This window comes from Lyngbya aestuarii BL J, assembly GCF_000478195.2.
Classification (GTDB): Bacteria; Cyanobacteriota; Cyanobacteriia; order Cyanobacteriales; family Microcoleaceae; genus Capilliphycus; species Capilliphycus aestuarii.
Window position 1 is genome coordinate 230,726 of record NZ_AUZM01000001.1, and the last position, 17,696, is coordinate 248,421.

Annotated in this window: 12 protein-coding genes; 6 read left to right on the forward strand and 6 right to left on the reverse strand. The window is 42.0% G+C overall.

Features of this window, described 5'->3' with window-relative positions; all coding sequences use genetic code 11:
• Window positions 1-94 precede the first annotated feature (94 nt).
• Together M595_RS00955 and recJ are read left to right on the forward strand one after the other, a co-directional pair.
• Window positions 95-904 carry a PD-(D/E)XK nuclease family protein gene (locus M595_RS00955; protein ID WP_023063980.1) on the forward strand — a complete coding sequence of 270 codons (810 nt, stop codon included), beginning with the start codon at window positions 95-97 and terminating at the stop codon, window positions 902-904.
• 56 nt (window positions 905-960) lie between these two features.
• Window positions 961-3,399: a single-stranded-DNA-specific exonuclease RecJ gene (gene recJ, locus M595_RS00960; protein WP_023063924.1), complete on the forward strand. Its 2,439-nt coding sequence runs from the start codon at window positions 961-963 to the stop codon at window positions 3,397-3,399.
• On the opposite strand, the gene bioD is transcribed toward recJ, so the two are convergent.
• Together bioD and M595_RS00970 are read right to left on the reverse strand one after the other, a co-directional pair.
• Complete coding sequence (gene bioD, locus M595_RS00965; protein ID WP_203418978.1) at window positions 3,396-4,109, reverse strand: dethiobiotin synthase; 714 nt, start codon at window positions 4,107-4,109, stop codon at window positions 3,396-3,398. The two genes, recJ and bioD, sit on opposite strands and share 4 nt — an antisense overlap.
• A 78-nt stretch (window positions 4,110-4,187) precedes the next feature.
• Window positions 4,188-6,287: a serine/threonine-protein kinase gene (locus tag M595_RS00970; RefSeq protein ID WP_023064001.1), complete on the reverse strand. Its 2,100-nt coding sequence runs from the start codon at window positions 6,285-6,287 to the stop codon at window positions 4,188-4,190.
• 335 nt (window positions 6,288-6,622) lie between these two features.
• On the opposite strand from M595_RS00970, the gene M595_RS00975 reads away from it, so the two are divergent.
• Window positions 6,623-7,438 (forward strand): GUN4 domain-containing protein, encoded by an 816-nt coding sequence (locus M595_RS00975; RefSeq protein ID WP_023063981.1) that lies wholly within the window; start codon window positions 6,623-6,625, stop codon window positions 7,436-7,438.
• Window positions 7,439-7,685: 247 nt separating this feature from the next.
• The gene (locus tag M595_RS00980; protein ID WP_023063878.1) at window positions 7,686-8,360 is read left to right on the forward strand and encodes a response regulator transcription factor; all 675 of its coding nucleotides are present in this window, start codon (window positions 7,686-7,688) and stop codon (window positions 8,358-8,360) included.
• Between the two features lies 1 nt (window position 8,361).
• On the opposite strand, the gene M595_RS00985 is transcribed toward M595_RS00980, so the two are convergent.
• On the reverse strand, window positions 8,362-9,804 hold the full coding sequence (locus M595_RS00985; protein WP_023064047.1) for a sensor histidine kinase: 1,443 nt from the start codon (window positions 9,802-9,804) through the stop codon (window positions 8,362-8,364).
• Between the two features lie 179 nt (window positions 9,805-9,983).
• Window positions 9,984-12,050 carry a DNA polymerase III subunit gamma/tau gene (locus M595_RS00990; RefSeq protein ID WP_023063958.1) on the reverse strand — a complete coding sequence of 689 codons (2,067 nt, stop codon included), beginning with the start codon at window positions 12,048-12,050 and terminating at the stop codon, window positions 9,984-9,986.
• 294 nt (window positions 12,051-12,344) lie between these two features.
• Between M595_RS00990 and M595_RS00995 the strand changes: the two genes are divergently transcribed.
• Together M595_RS00995 and M595_RS01000 are read left to right on the forward strand one after the other, a co-directional pair.
• On the forward strand, window positions 12,345-13,217 hold the full coding sequence (locus M595_RS00995) for a hypothetical protein (RefSeq protein WP_023063975.1): 873 nt from the start codon (window positions 12,345-12,347) through the stop codon (window positions 13,215-13,217).
• Between the two features lie 390 nt (window positions 13,218-13,607).
• Entirely contained in the window at window positions 13,608-14,207 is a 600-nt protein-coding gene (locus tag M595_RS01000) for a Fur family transcriptional regulator (protein WP_375339226.1), read from the forward strand.
• Here M595_RS01000 and sppA read toward each other — a convergent pair.
• A complete protein-coding gene (gene sppA, locus M595_RS01005; RefSeq protein ID WP_023064032.1) occupies window positions 14,204-16,027 on the reverse strand; it encodes a signal peptide peptidase SppA in 1,824 nt (607 codons plus the stop codon). The two genes, M595_RS01000 and sppA, sit on opposite strands and share 4 nt — an antisense overlap.
• Window positions 16,028-16,434: 407 nt before the next feature.
• Window positions 16,435-17,517, reverse strand: coding sequence for a type 2 isopentenyl-diphosphate Delta-isomerase (gene fni, locus M595_RS01015; RefSeq protein WP_023063872.1), 1,083 nt, complete (start codon window positions 17,515-17,517; stop codon window positions 16,435-16,437).
• Between the last annotated feature and the right edge of the window lie 179 nt (window positions 17,518-17,696).

Consider the following 17,696-nt stretch of genomic DNA (forward strand, 5'->3'; position numbering starts at 1 on the left):
AACTCAAATTTAGCGATCGCTGAACAAATGTCCCCCCAAAAGATTACAATTAGAACAGAGAAAAAATAATATTTGTTAGTCTCCAACTCCGCCGATGAAACTTTCGCAGAAACAACTCAATACATTGTCAGTGTGTCCGCGTCGGTTTCAACAGACTTATTTAGATCAACTGATTTCTCCGCCTTCCCCCGATCAAGAAGAACGAATCATTTGGGGAAATCGCTTTCACCTATTAATGCAGCAGCGAGAATTAGGCTTACCTCTCGATCAATTAATTGCGGCAAATCCTCAACTCGGACAAGACTTAACAGCCTTAATTCAAGCAGCACCTCATCTGTTTAATTCTGATTCCAATTCTCCCGATCAAACCTTTCGAGAAGCCGAACATCAACGAACTCTAAACTTTCGAGGTCATCTTATCCTGGGCATTTATGATCTCTTAATCGCCGATCAAAAAAAGGCTCAAATTATCGACTGGAAAACCTATCCTCGTCCTCAAAATTCTGATCATCTGATCAAGAATTGGCAAACTCGTCTTTATCTTTATTTGTTAGTCGAAACCAGTAATTACTTACCCGAAGACGTTTCGATGACCTATTGGTTTGTGCGAGGGAATAAAAACTCTGGCCCCCAATATTTACCCCTTTCCTACAATAGCCAAGAACATCAACAAACCCAACAGGATCTCACCCAACTGATCACCCAACTCGACGAATATCTCCAACGCTACGAACAAGGCGAACCCTTTCCCCAAGTCGAAATCTCCAGCAGATCTTGTCAATCTTGCTCATTTGCCCTTCGTTGTCAACGCATTCAGGAAACGGAGGATCACTTTGGAGAATCTCAGGAATTCAACGTGAACAAACTGCCAAATTTCGCTAAAATTGAAGAAATCCCCATCTAAATGTGAAATTCCTTTTTTTCTTTCCCCATTTTAAATTAAATTAAAACATCATTCCAATGTGGCAAATTCAGCCGACTGTTGAGATTCCCGACTGGATGGTTCCTGCACTTCGTCACCATATCCCCGAAATAGACGGACGTTTTGCCGCTCAATTACTCATGTCTCGGGGAATTCAAACCCCGGAACAATTAGCAGTTTTTCTCGATGTTAACAAGTACAAACCAAGTAGTCCGTTTGAGTTTGGATCGGAGATCAAATGGGCGGTGAATCGATTAGTAATTGCCCGAAACTGTGATGAAGCGATCGCGATTTGGGGAGATTTTGACGCCGATGGAATTACCGCAACCGCTGTATTGTGGGAAGGTTTGGGTCAGTTTTTTAACCAAGCGGGAAGGCTTGCCGAACCCACAGACGACGCCTCAGCTTGTTTATCTTACTACATTCCTAATCGTTTAACGGAGTCTCACGGCCTCAATATTGCCGGAATTGAAGGATTAGCCCAACAAGGGGTAAAGGTGATTGTCACTTGCGACACGGGTAGCACAAATATTACTGAAATTGAATACGCCAAACAGTTAGGAATTGATGTAATTATTACCGATCATCATACCTTACCGCCCGAACGTCCGCCTGTGGTTGCGATTATTAATCCTCGCAATTTATCCCCCCAGCATCCGATGTATCATTTGTCTGGGGTTGCTGTTGCTTATAAACTTGTTGAAGCCCTCTACAAAACCTTACCAGATATTCCCGAACAACCCTTAGAAAATCTGTTGGATTTAGTGGCAATTGGTTTAATTGCTGATTTAGTTCAACTCACTGGAGATTGTCGTTATCTCGCCCAATGTGGGATTGAACAACTCAAAAAACAACAGCAAAATCCAACTCGTCCAGGAGTGGGAAAATTATTGAGTTTGTGTAAACGAACCGGAGATCGTCCGACTGATATTTCCTTTGGTTTAGGCCCTCGAATTAATGCCGTGAGTCGGATTCATGGAGATGCCCGTTTTTGTGTCGAACTCCTCACCAGCCGAGATGAAAAACGCTGTCATCAGTTGGCTTTAGAAACAGAATTAGCCAATACTCGCCGTAAGTCGCTTCAGCGAGAAGTCAGTCGAGATGTGATGAAAAAACTCTCCCAACTCGACTTATCAACTACTTGTGTAATTGTGTTGAGTGATCCCCAATGGCCAACCGGAGTTTTAGGGTTAGTGGCGGGTCAAGTTGCCCAAGAATACGGACGACCTACGATTTTATTAAGTACCGATATTGGGGTCAATTTATCAACAGAAGATTTCCCCACAGAAGGGTTAAAAATAGAAGAAAATTATCAGCTTTTGGCGAGAGGTTCGGCAAGATCTGTTAATCAAATTGATTTGTATGAATTAGTCAAAGGTCAAGCCCATTTATTAAATCGCTTTGGGGGTCATCCTTTTGCAGCAGGTTTGAGTTTACCTGTCGAAAATATTCCGATGTTTACAGAGGCAATTAACCGTCAACTGCGCGAACAAATAGAACAGATTCCCGGTGGCGGATTGGAACCAATTTTACAAGTGGATTTGGTTTGTACGGTGGCGGAGTTGGGACGAGATTTGTTTCAGGAGTTAAAACTGTTAGAACCTTGTGGAATGGGAAATCCTGTTCCTCATATTTTAATCCAAAATTGTTGGTTTAGCAATCCCTGGAATCAAAATGAAAAAGATATTAAAGGTCAGAAAGTTTCTTATATTAAAACTACATTTGAACTGTGGGATGAGTCTGTAACAGAGGGGTTTCCGGGGGTGTGGTGGGGTCATTATAAAGATGAAGTTCCAGAAAATCGTTGTGATGTGGTAGTAGAACTTGATTTTAATACGTTTAAAAAACGTTATGAAGTGCGATTGTTAGAGGTTCGTCCGGTTGAAAATACCCCTTCAAACCCCATTTTTCCTCAAATCGATTGTATTATTGACCAACGAAATAGTCATCTCAATCATTCTGAAAAAGATATTTTAAATGAAGATATAAAGCCTTTGATGATTAAAGATTGTCCGACAAGTTGGGAGGAGTTGCGAATCTGGTTTCGACGTTTAGTTGATCCTCAACATCGGTTAATTTTGGCTTATCAACTTCAACCGGAGATTTCATCGAGAGAAATTTGGACAAGACTGATTGGAATTGCCAAATACTTAAGTCGAACTGAAAAATCAGTGAGTCGTAAAAAGTTACAGCAAACCTTAACAATTGGAGATTCAGCCTTGAGGTTTGGATTTGATATTTTAAAACAACTAGGATTTCAAATTGAACACCGTGATCGTGAATTTTATATGCGTAAAATAGACAATCAAGAAACAACTGAAGCTGAAAATGCCTTAGTCGAAAAGTTTTTAGCCGCGATTCAAGAAGAACAATTTCGTCGTAAATATTTCTGTGAAGTTCCTCTATCAACCCTGCAAGCAATCGCCCATCAAACTCTAACTCATGTATCTTCTTCAGCTTCAGAGTTAGAATTTTAAGACAGGGCTACAGAAGCTTTTAAAGCCAAACGGGGTAATAATTGTTCTAGGTCTAGATTCGTCGCCACTTGAGCGAGTTGGTTAACATCATGGGGATTTTCAAGATAAGGTATAATGCCTAAAACGGGAATTTGAGTTAACGATTCAATTAAAGCAGTTGGACTCCAATTCTCAATTTCTTGTTGATTACAAGGTTGTACACAATTTAGAACAATTCCTCTGAGATTAACTCCCATACGACGCGCTAAAGCCACATTAGAAACAGCTTGGGCGATCGCCCCCAACCGGATAGGAACCACTAAAACTGTCGGTAAACGCCAATCTCGGGCTAAATCTGCAACAATTAATTCATGGGTAATTGGAGAACCTAAACCGCCCACTGCTTCAATTAAAATAAAATCTCGCTGTTGTTGGAGATTACAAAAAGCCGCCCAAACCTTTTCGATTTCGACTCGACGTCCTTCTTGTTCGGCTGCAATCGGCGGGGCTAAAGGGGCTTCAAAATAAAGGGGTGTAATTTCTTCGGGTGACTGTTCGAGTGCAAAAAGTTGACTATACAATTCGCGATCGCCAACCCCCGACTGTAAGGGCTTCATTACCCCTAAATTTTGAGAGGAACAATACTTTTTCCAATAAGCAATTAAAGCGGTTGTTAATACAGTTTTACCTGCTTCTGTATCAGTTCCAGAAATCAGAAGTGAATTCATCATAATCATTGCTCACCAGATCTAATTGATTAAAGAAATAAACTGGAAATAAACTAATGTTTGAGATTTAGAAAAATAGATTCAACCCGTATCATTATTCTCTATATTCTCCTCTCCGGCTTCTTCTTCTATTTCAGGAAAAAAAGTTGGTTCTTTCGGTTCGGGTTTAGGAGAGGCAGTCGGTTCAAGTTCCGATGATTCTTCGACAGGAGATTCAGGTTTCGGAACAATTGGAATTTTGGGTTCCTGGGAAGATTTTGGAGGTTCTTCCGGCTTGGGTTCTGGTTCGGGAGTCGGTTCGGGAGTCGGTTCGGGAGTCAGTTCCGGTATGGGTTCCGGAATCAGTTCGGGTTCGGGTTCGGGTTCGAGAGTCGGTTCAGGACTCGGTTCGGGTATGGGTTCAGGACTCGGAGTTGGTTCGGGAATGAGTTCCGGAATCGGAGTCGGAGTCGGAGTCGGAGTCGGTTCAGGTATGGGTTCAGGTATCGGTTCAGGTAAGGGTTCCGGTTCCCAAGTCGGTTCAGGAATCGGTTCGGGTATGGGTTCCCAGGTTGGTTCCGGTTCGGGTTCCCAAGTGGGTTCCGGTTCAGGAACAATGGGAGGGAGAGTATTAATCAGACTCACCTCTAGGATATAATCGCTTTTGGAAAATCCCGGTAACGTTTGTAACTCCACAATATACTCACCCCCCATAGAGGCTGTTCCCTGCCATAAAGACACCTCTTGAGCAACTGCATTTTGCTTGGGATCATAGAGATTGAATAACACTCCCTCTCCAGACACCGTGACATAAAGCTGTTGATCAGCTTCAGCAGAGATAATATAATCCGTTTTCTGACTGGCTGTGACAGATCCTTTTTTGACCACTTCCGGCCCATCAGCATACACCTCTAAGCGGCGAGTGATCGGTTCGGGAGTCGGTTCAGGAATCGGTTCGGGAGTTGGAGTCGGTTCAGGTCTGGGAGTCGGTCTAGACCTCGGAGTGCGAGTAGGCATTGGTTCAAGAGTGCGACTGGGTGTGGACGGACTGGGGCTAATCACCACTCTGGGAGTTTGATCGCCCGAGGGATCTTCATCAGAGGTTAATAAACTGCGAATTAACGCCACCGATCCCCAACCCGTTAGCAAAGCAACCGCCATCCCCGTTGCAATAATCGCCCAAGGATTTTCCCAAAAGGATCTCGGCGAATTTGTGGGAATACTGGGATTTTTTTGATTGGGGTTGGAACTGGCTGGACTGCTGACTAGAGGCTGGTTTCCCACCGCCACTGTCTTCATCTCCGATAAATTCACAGTAGATGAACCCGTTGCAGCAGTTGCCGCAACCGGATTGAGAGTTTGTAAAGCCCGTTCAAGTTCAGCCGCAGACTGATAGCGATCGCCCGGTTGACGACTCAGCATCCGGTTGATTATTTGAGCAAAAGCAGGACGCACAGTTACCGCCTGTTGCCAATTCCAAGTTAGATTCGCTTGATCGAGTAACAGATGAGGATCTTGACCCGTTAGCAAGACAATGGTTGTCACCGCTAACGCATAGAGATCGCTACTAGCAGAAACATTTCCAGTTTGTAACTGTTCAAAGGGGGCGTAACCTATTTTTCCGACCCGGGTTACAGGGGGTAATGTTCCTCCCTTAGAATGAATTTGAGTTGCTAAAGCATTCACCACACCGAAATCGATTAAAACAGGCAGTTGATCCCGTTGTCGCAAAATAATATTATCGGGTGAAATATCCCGATGGATAATCCCCAGGCTATGAATATGATCAAGGACGGGTAAGATTTGTCGCAAAAAGAGCAACACTTCCGCTTCGGAGAAGGTCGTCGGAAAGCCAGGAGGGGCGTTTTTCCGTTCGTTGAGTAGGGTGTGATAGGTTTTCCCTTCTACATAGTCTTGAACCAAGAATAGCCGTTGATTTTCTTCAAAGACTGCACAAAATTGAGGAATTTGGGGATGTTTAATTTGGTAGAGAACCTGGGCTTCCCGGTGGAACAGTTCTTTGGACTTCTCGAAAGCATAATTTTCAGTCGTTGGGGGAATGAATTCTTTAAGCGCACAGCGTTCGTTAAAGCGTCCTTGATCTTCTGCCAGATAAGTACGACCAAACCCCCCCTGACCCAAAATATCGATCAAGCGGTAGCGATGTTGCAGAACTGTTCCGAGTGGAATGGCAGGTTGCATAGGAGGTCGATAGAGAGAAGCACTTCAATTCTAGAGTTTAGATGAACGATTTTGTCACCTGTCAGTGGTCAGTTCTCAAACTGTTCTCTCTGGGGCGCTCAGGTAGAGGGATGGAGATAGAGACAACAGTTGACAGTTTCATCGGCTTTTGGGAAAATTCCCACCGGAAAAATTGTTTCTACTTTAACTCTGATTGGCAAGTTTGCCTAGTTGTCTCAGAGGAGTTCTGACTCTGTTGCTAAATTGGATGTATAAGTTTTGCTGAAGCACTCCAGTCTAGACTGATTAAGGGAGAAGGATGATCGTGATTTTAACTCTTTTGGGAGGTGAAGGCGTTGTCTGAGCAAACGACTCTGATTCCAAATGGTGGGAGTGAGGCGAATCTAGCATGGACTCAATTTAATCTAATGTATCTCTGTCCTGTTTGTCAAAATGAAGATCAACCGGAAAATGTTTTATTTTGTTCGGTTTGTGGTTGGGATTTAACGCCCTGTCCACCTGATTTTCAAGACCGTCAGACTCAGCAAGTTGCTTGGGCGAGAAGGATTTGGAAAAAGTTACAAGAATTAGAACAAATTTCACCGATTGACTCTGCCAATACTGCATCTCAAAATCCAGCGGAGCAAGAGAGTTCTACTTCTCGAAGTTTAATTGTGACTTCTACAAGTGTAGAGAGACTGCACTCTGAGCGGAAAATTAATTACACTCCGCTTCGTAATCTTTTAGAAGCTAGACAATGGCGAGAGGCCGATGAAGAAACGACTCGGGTGATGTTGCTTGCCGCTCAACGGGAAAAAGCAGGTTATCTTGATCTCTATGCCGTTCGTGATTTTCCTTGTCAAGACCTCTACACGATTAATCAACTCTGGCTAGAGTATAGTCGCGGACATTTTGGGTTTTCTGTACAAAAACGAATCTGGGAAAGTTTGATCAATCAGAAAGAATCTATCTCTGAAGCCCATTTTGGGGATTATTTAGGGTGGCGAAAAGAGGGACAATGGTTAGACTACGATGACCTGGTTTTTGATTTGCGATCGCCTCAAGGTCATCTTCCTGTTGGGTTCGCGTGGTGGGTAGTGTGGTGGTGTATTGCTTTGTCTCGGGTGGTGGTTTTTGAGGTGTTTGAACGTCTCGATTCTTGTCAGCTTTAAGTCACAAATCAATCAGTTTGGGGTCTTAAGGATTGATCTTGATCAAGAGTTTGACGCAGTAGGTATAGTAAGCCCACAATACTATATACCTAATATTTTAGACGAAAAGCCTAAATTTGGCAACCCTCACTTTTTTTTCGAGGATTAAGTCCTCAAATTTGTTAGGATGTGAAATTGAAAATCTTAGCATTTTCTCGAAAAGTTAAGTTTCATTCACCACTCTATAATTTAGATTAATAAAAATCCGATGAGTACCCAAATTTTACTCGTTGAAGACGAAGAAGCACTCGCTCAATTTCTCAAACAAGAGTTAACCTATGAGGGATACGAAGTCACAGTCGAACAAGACGGGATGAATGGATTAGTCAAAGCCAGAGAATCTAATCCCGATTTAATCATTTTAGACTGGATGCTGCCTCGATTATCAGGAATCGAAATTTGTCGGCGTTTAAGAACAAGTCATAATCATGTGCCGATTATTTTATTAACGGCTAAAGATGAAGTCAGCGATCGGGTTACGGGTTTAGACTCGGGTGCTAACGATTATATCATTAAACCGTTTAGTTTGGAAGAATTTTTAGCACGAGTTCGAGTGCATATTCGTCATCTCCAAGAACCCAACGCCGACTTATTAACCTTTTATGATTTAAGCTTAGATAGGAAAACTCGGGAAGTCAGACGCGCCAATCGTTTAATTGATTTAACCGCTAAAGAATATGATTTACTCGAATACTTAATGAGTCATCCCCGTCAAGTTATGACTCGGAATCAAATTCTCGAACAAGTTTGGGGATATGATTTTATGGGAGATTCTAATATTATTGAAGTCTATGTTCGTTATCTGCGAATAAAGCTAGAATTAGAAGGAGAACCTCGCCTGATTCAGACTATTCGGAGTGTGGGATATGTATTACGAGAATAGACTAAAAACCCGATAAAATCACTGTAAATATACTTCCTTCTCCGGGTTTAGAAAGCAATGTAACTCGACCTCCCATTCCTTCAACAATGGTTTTGACAATCGATAACCCTAAACCCGTTCCTCCGGCACGAGTTCGAGCTTCATCAACCCGATAAAATCGTTCAAAAATACGGCTTTGATGTTGGAGAGGAATACCTTGTCCTTGATCACAAACACTCAAATAAACTTTCTTGTCTGTCTGTTTTACTTTTAGTGTAATCGGCTGTTCGGGTTCAGAATATTTAATCGCATTATCAATTAAATTGAGTAAAACCTGTTTCAGACGATTGCGATCAGCTTTAATCTGAATCGTTCCTGGAATTTGTTCGAGACGAACTCGACCTTGACTAAATTGTTGTGCCATTTCTCGCACTTCTAACAGTAAACTATTCACTTCAAAGGGTTCAATTTGAAAATGAAGATTCCCATGATCTGCGCGGGCGAGTTCGAGTAAATCTTGTAATAAACGAATGGTACGTTCCGCTTCATTAGCAGCAACTTCTAAGCCTTCTCGTTGCGGAGGAGTGAGGTTATTTCCTCGGCGTAATGTACTTTGTAAATATCCCTGAACAATCGTTAACGGAGTTCGTAACTCGTGGGAAACATTACTCACAAATTGTCGCTGTTGTTCCCAAGATTCTGACAACCGATCTAGCATTTTATTACAAGTATTAGCCAGCATCGACACTTCACTGGGTGCTTGTTCTAACTTCAAACGATAATCCGACAAGTCATCCGCCGAAATTGTTTCAGTAAGCTGACTCATTTTTTGTAGAGGTTCTAAAGATTTGCGAATATACCAAGCACTGATAATCACTAATACTAACGTTACAAAGATTGTCAATGGAATCAAGCTATAAATAATTGATAAAAAAATTGTATATTCTCGGGTAATATCCGTCACTAAATAAAGTTTCCCTAAATGTTGATTGGAAAGCTTTAAAGGCCCTCCACAAGCAATCCAATAGCGATCACTAATCAGAGCAACCTTTGGCTTCAAGGGCATATTTGTATACTCTAAAAGTTGAGCATGGGTTTGAGGATTAATATCTTCTTGAAATCCCATTGATTCAGCAATGATTTCACCATTATTATCTCGAATCCAAACTAAATGTTCTTTGACTTCTGGCTTCTCAATCACTCGCTGAATTGCTGCATCCCGAGACATCATATCACTATAAACCGTAACCTCATGGGAAAACTTTTTTGCCATCTCCTCAATTTTATATTTATGACTATCAACCAAGAGTTTTTGCATTCTCAAACTCGTCCAAGTCGTCACACTTCCTAAACTCAACACCGAAAAAATGGTAATTCCTAGCGTCAGTTGAAATTTCAAAGAAGCTGTCGGTAAAATCTTCCTATTTTTGATCTGATCAAAATATTTGAATCTCAAATTAGTCATACTTGTATTATTAAGCTTTAAAATTTATAACCTCAATCTAATCTAACCCAAATTTAATAGATAAACTTGATTAAAATATTAATCTATCCCTCACTTCTATTCAACTTCAGTGGACTGAATTCGGACTGAACTTTAACTGAGAACTCCCTGAGAAAGTCCCTGACTCTGAACATCAACGGCTAAAAAGGTAAGTCACTGTCATCAGTCTGATCTTCGTCTGAATCAATATTGGCTTCAAAATCCGATTTTTCTTCTTCTATAATCCCAGAAAAATTCTGCAACGCGGTTGAATCTTTTTGATCCTTTAAATTCATCAATTCTCCAGAAAAAGCCTCTGCTAGTTGTCGAGAAGCAATTGCAACCCGATCTTCTTCTAAAGGATGAGAATTGATTATTTCTTGAGGAGAAAATGAGGGCGAATTGAAAGGAGGAGTTTCTCGGGATTGAGGAGAATTTTCAACAGAAGAAATAGGGGATTCTAACTCAGGTTCCACAGGTGACGGTTCCCCTGGGAATTCTGGCGAAGGAGTTGCAGAAAATTGTTCATTCGGTTGTTCATTGGGTTGAGGAGTGTCTGGAGAAGGATTAACAACAATTTCAGGAGATGCTGTTTGTTGATTCTCGATTTGTTCGGGAGAAGCCGCCTTTGGGGAGGAAAGATTTTTCGGTTTGGTTCCGACTTCTAAACGAACTTTAATAGAATGTTTGAATAACTGTTTAAATGCAGCTTCAACATTAGAAATTCTTCCCTGTGCTATTTTCAGTAATTTTTGAGTGGGAACCCCAATATAGGCGACTTGTGTATCCATACCCAATAAACGTCCATGCTGACGAAATAAAGCCTGGGTTGCTGGGGGTTGAAGTTCCTCCAGAACTCGCCGCCAAATATCCTCAAGATCATAGTCTTCTGTATTAGCAGAAAATGTAGGTGTGGGTGTTTCTTCGAGATGATTTTCCTGTATTTCTGGGGAAGGTTCAGACGGTTGATTAGCGACAGTTGGAGAGGGTTCTACAACGGGTTTTTCTTCGGATTTAGGTGGCGGTGGCGGAGTCGGTAACGGTGCGGTAGAGGGTGAGTTTTGGGGAGGTGATGAAGGGGTGATCGAAGGTTTAGATAAAGCGGTGGGTTGAGGGGTAGATGGTGCAGAATAACGAAGTGCAGAGGGTAATAATCCGAGTAAAATAATCTCTAACCATAAACGGGGTTGGGTGGTATTTTTAATTTGAGGTTCCCCTTCACGGAGATATTTTTGAGCGGCTAAGATCGTTGGGATTTCCCAATGATCAGCAAACTGACAAAGTTCTTCCCAAGTCGGTTGAGTTAATTTGACTAAATCGGAACGTTGAGGTGCAGTTTTAGCAATAAGTAAATCACGATAAAATTCAGCTAAATTTTGTAGAACAATTAGGGGTTCTCGTCCTCGATTGAGAAGTTTACGAATATAATCAATAATATCGGTGCTTTTTTCAGAGGCAATTGCTTTTAAAAGTTCGAGTAAATCTCGTTCAGGAACAGCACCCACTAAATCCCAAACCTGTTCAACATTAATTTCACCCGCAAGTAAGCTTAATTGATCGAGTAAACTTTCTGCATCTCGGAGTCCACCTTGAGCAATTTGAGCAACCATTTTTATTGCTTCTAACGTGATGGGGATTTGTTCTTTTTCAGCAATAAATTGTAAATGTTGAACCATAGGTTCGAGAGGAATACGACGAAAATCGAAGCGTTGACAGCGCGAAATAATCGTCGGTAAAACTCGTTGAGGATCGGTTGTCGCGAGGACAAAAACAACTCGTTCGGGTGGTTCTTCTAAGGTTTTGAGCAACGCATTAAACGCCGCCACACTGAGCATATGACACTCATCAATAACATAGACTTTGTAACGACATTGAACAGGTGCAAATTGAGCGCGTTCGATCAGTTCCCGAATATTATCAACTCCGGTGTTACTCGCCGCATCAATTTCAATTACATCTAGGGTCGAACCGTTGGTAATTCCTTGACAAACGGCACAAGTTCCGCAGGGAGTAGCCGTTGGCTCATCGGCTGACAAACAGTTGAGTGATTTGGCTAAAATTCGCGCACTAGAGGTTTTTCCCGTTCCTCTTGGCCCGGTAAACAGATAAGCTGGAACAATACGCCCCCGATGAATGGCATTGGTGAGTGTCGTCGCAATTGCATCCTGACCAACCAAATCAGCAAAGGTTTGCGGACGATATTTGTGGTGGAGGGGTTCGTAAGTCACAACCAGGTAGTCAGATTCAAAAAAATTTGCTCAATCTAAATATCTCTATCCTAACGCTATCAGAAAATTTACATCTATGATAGGGTTTGGTGCAGGTGTTGTTTAGAGTGTTTGTTAACAACCCTTCACTCAATTGATGTTTATTTTGGGGGAAATGTGCAGAGTTTTGCATCTACTCACCCAGTTTATTATAGATTTGTCTGTTTGAGATGTAGAAATATCCAATCTTCGGAAATCTCAGATTACAATAGTATTGAGACTAAAATCTGGAGCCTTTTTTATTAATTAAAGCTTATGTCTGCGTCAGTTATCCATACAGAAACCCAACTTGCTCAAGCTTCACCTGCTGATCCGAGTGCCACTCAATCTCCGTCTATCACACCCGAGATGATTTGGATGGGGGCATCGGGAATACTCTTGCTGATTTTAATTGTTTTCTCAATTTTGTTTAAGTTAAAAACTCAAGATCTAGACAAGCAACTGAGAATGGAGCAGTTTAGAAATAAAGAGTTACAGAAAAAATATAAATTGGCAGTCGGAACAATCTCTAAAATGGAGAAAAATCCTGACCTTATTCACTCGCGAGAGTTTAACTTAGATTACCTTAGAATGCGAATGGCAGAGGATGTTTTTCACTATGCCATTATTGTTCAAATCAAGATGAAAGTTAAACAGAAAATTGCTTTGGCTTTGCGTCCAACTCAAGCGGCTGTGGGAGAAAAAAGTAATGCTGGAACAGGTCGCCAAGTTGATTCGACGTTTGATGTAGAGTATGAAACCGGACAGGGAAATGTTAGTAAAAAACGGATCTTATTTCGCATTCAAATTAGGCTGATGAAACTCCCGACCCAAGCAACTTCAACGACAATCAATCAAATTATTGACTGTTTAGAAACTTACCTCAGTCCTTCTGATGATCGGGAAAATTGGCAACCCACAATTCAAGGGAGAATTGTCCAAATTCAATGGGATCAAAAGGCTAAACCGACTCCATTATTAGTATTAGAACAATCTAACGACGGGATGAATGTGACCTTTAAAACAACTCGTCAAACACCCGGTAGTGGTATCCAAAAAGCAGTTGTTCCCGGAGGAAATCCCACAGCTAAAAAGCGGAAAAAATCGACTAAGATCAGCAAAACTCCATCTACAACTGATAAAAGTTAAGAAGTCAATTTTTTGTCTTGAGTAAGATTAACTGAATAGATGAACGGAATAAAATATAGGGATTTTAATCGGACTGAGGACAAGATCTCTGAGTCCACTCTCTGAGTAATAATACGCCTTGACAAAAAAACGAGGGATCAGGGCTAAGGTTGAAGATTTGTTTGATAGTTTTTTGCAGTTAGGTGATTAATCCTAGATTAAGAATTTTCTCTCACCATAGAGTCTATTATCGAGAGTTCAGTACAAATTACTGATTGTGCTTACAGCCTAGACTTGATCGTTCTTTTAAGCGATTGTTAAAATCGCCTGTGACCGTTGATCTGATCGATAGTATTGCAAAATACTTTCAATAAGTTTATAGTCAAAATAGAGATCGATCATGCAGGGACTATGAGATCTATTCAAGCTTCCAACAATATGGCGTTTTACAACAATCGCTCTATCAAATCTGAGCTAAACCAAAAAGGCTGTCGTTTAACTCCGCAGCGAGAAAAAATTCTGCAAGTGTTTCACAGTCTTCCTCAAGGCAAACATTTAAGTGCAGAAGAACTTCATGGCTTCTTACAGACTCAGGGAGAAAATATTAGCCTCTCGACGGTCTACCGAACATTACACCTACTGACCAATATCGGCATTTTGCGGGAACTCGAACTCGCCGAAGGCCACAAACACTATGAACTCTTTACAGCCCAAGGCCGTCGGCATCACCATCTGGTTTGTGTTCAGTGCTATAACACCTTTGAATTTAGTGATGAGTCTATCCTAAAAATCGGTCAAAAACAAGCCGACAAAGCCGGGGTACATCTACTCGACTGTCAACTGACAGTTCATGCGGTTTGTATTGAAGCCATTCGTCGAGGATGGCCGTCTTTACTTCCCAGTAGTTGGAGTTGTCCCCAAGCCATCGCCGACGGAAATCAGAATCACAATGAAGACAACCTCGAAAAATTAGAGTCCTTAAAACAGCAAAACGAACTCGATAAGAATTAATCAATCTGCAAATTAAACGGTAAACGAGTGTAAATTCCTCGGGGATCATTCAATGCTTTTAATTGTGCTAATTCTTCTCGTAACTTCAAAAACTCCAGCGTGATCGGATCAAGTGTTGATGAAGCTTGAGTAGATTCTCCTCCGATAAACGTTTCTAAAATTTGTTGTTCAAAAGTTTCACCTTCTGGATATTCTTCAAGTTTCCAGTCATCTTCTAATTTTGCCTGTTCTGCTGCCGCTGCGATCGCATCTTGTATCCCCCCAATTTGATCGACTAGACCAATTTTTTCCGCCTGTACACCCGACCAAACTCGTCCTTGAGCAATTTCGACCACTTTCGACTTCGGGAGGTCTCTTGACTCAGACACCTTAGTTAAAAACCGTTCATAAATCGCATCAACAACCTTTTGAATCCTCGCTAATTCTTCCGGTGTTTTCGGACGCGAAACCGTGTTTATATTTGCATAACGACCTGTTTTTACCACATCCCAAGTCACCCCATTCTCATTGGCGATATCCTGTATATTAAACAACACTCCAAACACCCCAATCGAACCTGTAATCGTATTCGCCTCTGCCAAAATTTGACTCGCCGCCATTGAGATCCAATACCCACCCGAAGCCGCAAAATTTCCCATAGAAACAATCACGGGTTTCTGTGCTTGTAAAAGTTCGACTTCTCGACCAATAATTTCTGAAGCTGTTGCACTTCCACCCGGACTATTCACCCGTAAAACAACTGCTTTAACCTCATTATCCATCCGTAATTTTCGCAGCTTTTTGGCTAGACTATCGCCCCCAATCTGATCTCCAACACCTTCGCCATCAACAATACTTCCCTCTGCGTAAATAATTCCGATTTTATTTTTACTATTAACATCTCCTCGATTGACTTTGATAACTTCCGGCATCTTTGCATAGGAATTAATGCTAATTTGACGGAACATTTTATCCTCATCTTCCGGTTCACCCGTCAGCTTTTTGAGATCAACAATTACCTCATCAAAATGAGCCACCTTGTCAACCAATTTACTTTTTACCGCTTCCGGTGCCATTAAAATTCCTTGTCCATCCGCAATTTGTTGAAGCTGAGACGCATTTAACTGACGACTGGGGCTAACTGTTGTAATATATTTACCCCAAATATCATCGAGTAACTTCTGAGTTTGTTCTCGATTTTCCGAACTCATTTGTTTCAGTAAAAACGGTTCAACGGCTGATTTGTACTTTCCAACCCGTGTCACTTGTACGCCAATTCCAAACTTTTCTAACGCCCCCGTCAAGAACATAATTTCTGAACTGAGTCCGTTCATTTCAACCGAACCCAAAGGGTTAACCACAATCGTATTCGCCACAGAAGCTAAATAATATTCGGGTTCTGTCCAGTCTAAATCATAAGCAATAATCGGTTTACCAGACTCTTTAAATTTTTCAAGCGCTTGTCGGACTTCTGTGGAATTTGCTAAACCTGTACTTGTCGGATTACTGGTTCCTTTGAGATAAAGTCCCACAATGCGATCATCTTGACTGGCTTTTTCCAACCCTTCTAAAATTGTCCGAAGTTTGATTTGATTGAGAGAATCTTCTGCAAGGGCTTTTTGAAAGAGTTCGCTGGTATTGTATTCTGGATCGGCATCCGTAATATTTAAGGACAGATCAAAGACTAAGACAGATTTATCTTTCACCTGCGGGCCAGAGTCTTGGGTCGCGGCTGCCATCACTAAAAATATTAATCCTCCGACTCCCATCGTGACCATGAGGGCGAGTCCTAGAAGGTTTCCAAGTAAGCTAGCAAAGGTGTATTTTAGGAAGTCTTTCATTATCCGTTTAACCGTCAGGATTGGAGCGTTTTGGAAGGGGTGATGATTTGACTGTTCTCAATGAATTGTAGAACTTGACAAATAGAGATAAGTTGATCATAGCTTAAGCGATCGCTGACGTGTTCAGGTTGTCCTTCACTGATTTGAGCGATTAACAGACAAAGCGGTTTGATCGAATTGCGATCACAACGGATGCTTAATTTGATCTTAAAATCTTGTTCAGTCTTTTCGGTAGCAGCCAGAATGTTAATCACTCAACTGATCCATTCATTCAACTTCATTGAAAAAAAAGTGATATTAATGACCTGAAAAATTGTTTCCATTCCTGGCAACTGCATAGAGAAAAAGTGATAATCAGGAGGGTCAAGTCGCCGCGATCGCGCTCGCTTTATGAAAGCCTAACACCCTTAACCCCGAATTTGTTCTAAAACACCCGACTGTTTCAACTCTGTTAACGTGGGATTTCCCGTACAAAAAAGCACCGTTGAAATCTCAGCCTTGAGAATCTCCACTAAGCGATAAACAGCCTGTTCTGACTCGGCTGCGGCTTGTAAAAACGGCCATGCTAACCCCGCTAAATCAGCCCCCAAAGCGATCGCTTTGGCCACTTCTAAACCGTTACGAAGTCCTCCCGAAGCAATTAACGGTACATTAGAATTAATCATCCGAATTCGAGTAATACATTCAGCAGTGGGTAAACCCCAATCGGCGAAGGTTTCTCCTAAGCGTCTTTGACAGGGATCTGCTGCCCGTTCTCCCTCGATTTTTGCCCAAGAAGTCCCCCCCGCCCCCGCTACATCAATGGCTGCTACACCCGCTTCTAATAGCCTTGTCGCCATCGTTGCTGAGATGCCATTTCCAACTTCTTTGGCAATCACTGGAATTGGGAGTTTTGTACAAAGTGTTTTGATTTTGTCAAGTAGTCCGCGAAAGTTTGTATCGCCTTCAGTTTGAATACATTCTTGGAGAGGATTGAGATGTAAAATCAAAGCATTCGCTTCTAAAAGATCAACAACGCGCTGACATTGTTCTAAACCGTAATCATAGTTAAGCTGAACAGCCCCTAAATTCGCAAATAATAAAATATCGGGCGCCAGACTTCGCACCGCAAAAGTATCGGCAACTTGAGGATTTTCAACCGCTACCCGTTGAGAACCGACACCCATGGCAATGTTGAACTGTTGGGCGGCGATCGCGAGGCGTTGGTTAATCATTTTAGCTTGGGCGGTTCCTCCTGTCATCGATGAAATGAGTAGAGGGGCTTGTAGTTTTTTACCTAAAAAAGAAGTCGTCAGATCAATGTCATCGCGGTTCAACTCGGGTAGACAACAGTGAGTAAAGCGATAGCGATCAAGTCCATTGGTTTGTTGTCGAAATTGTACATCCTCATCCAAACAAATCCGCAAGTGATCGGCTTTGCGAGTTTGGGTTTGGGCGTTGGTGTTCGCGGAATTGGAAATTTCAGAGCGAGGGGTGATTTGTGGAGACATTCTGTGAGTTCTGCACCAAATAAGACTAGATTTTTACAGTTTACAGCCTTGACAGTCACCAGTCACCCTCCGGGTTCGGCAGTGTTTTCAGTTAACAGTTCCATCTCCCCCGGAACCCCCGGAACCCCCCGAACCCCCCCAACCCCCGGAACCCCCGGAACCCCCGGAACCCCCGGAAC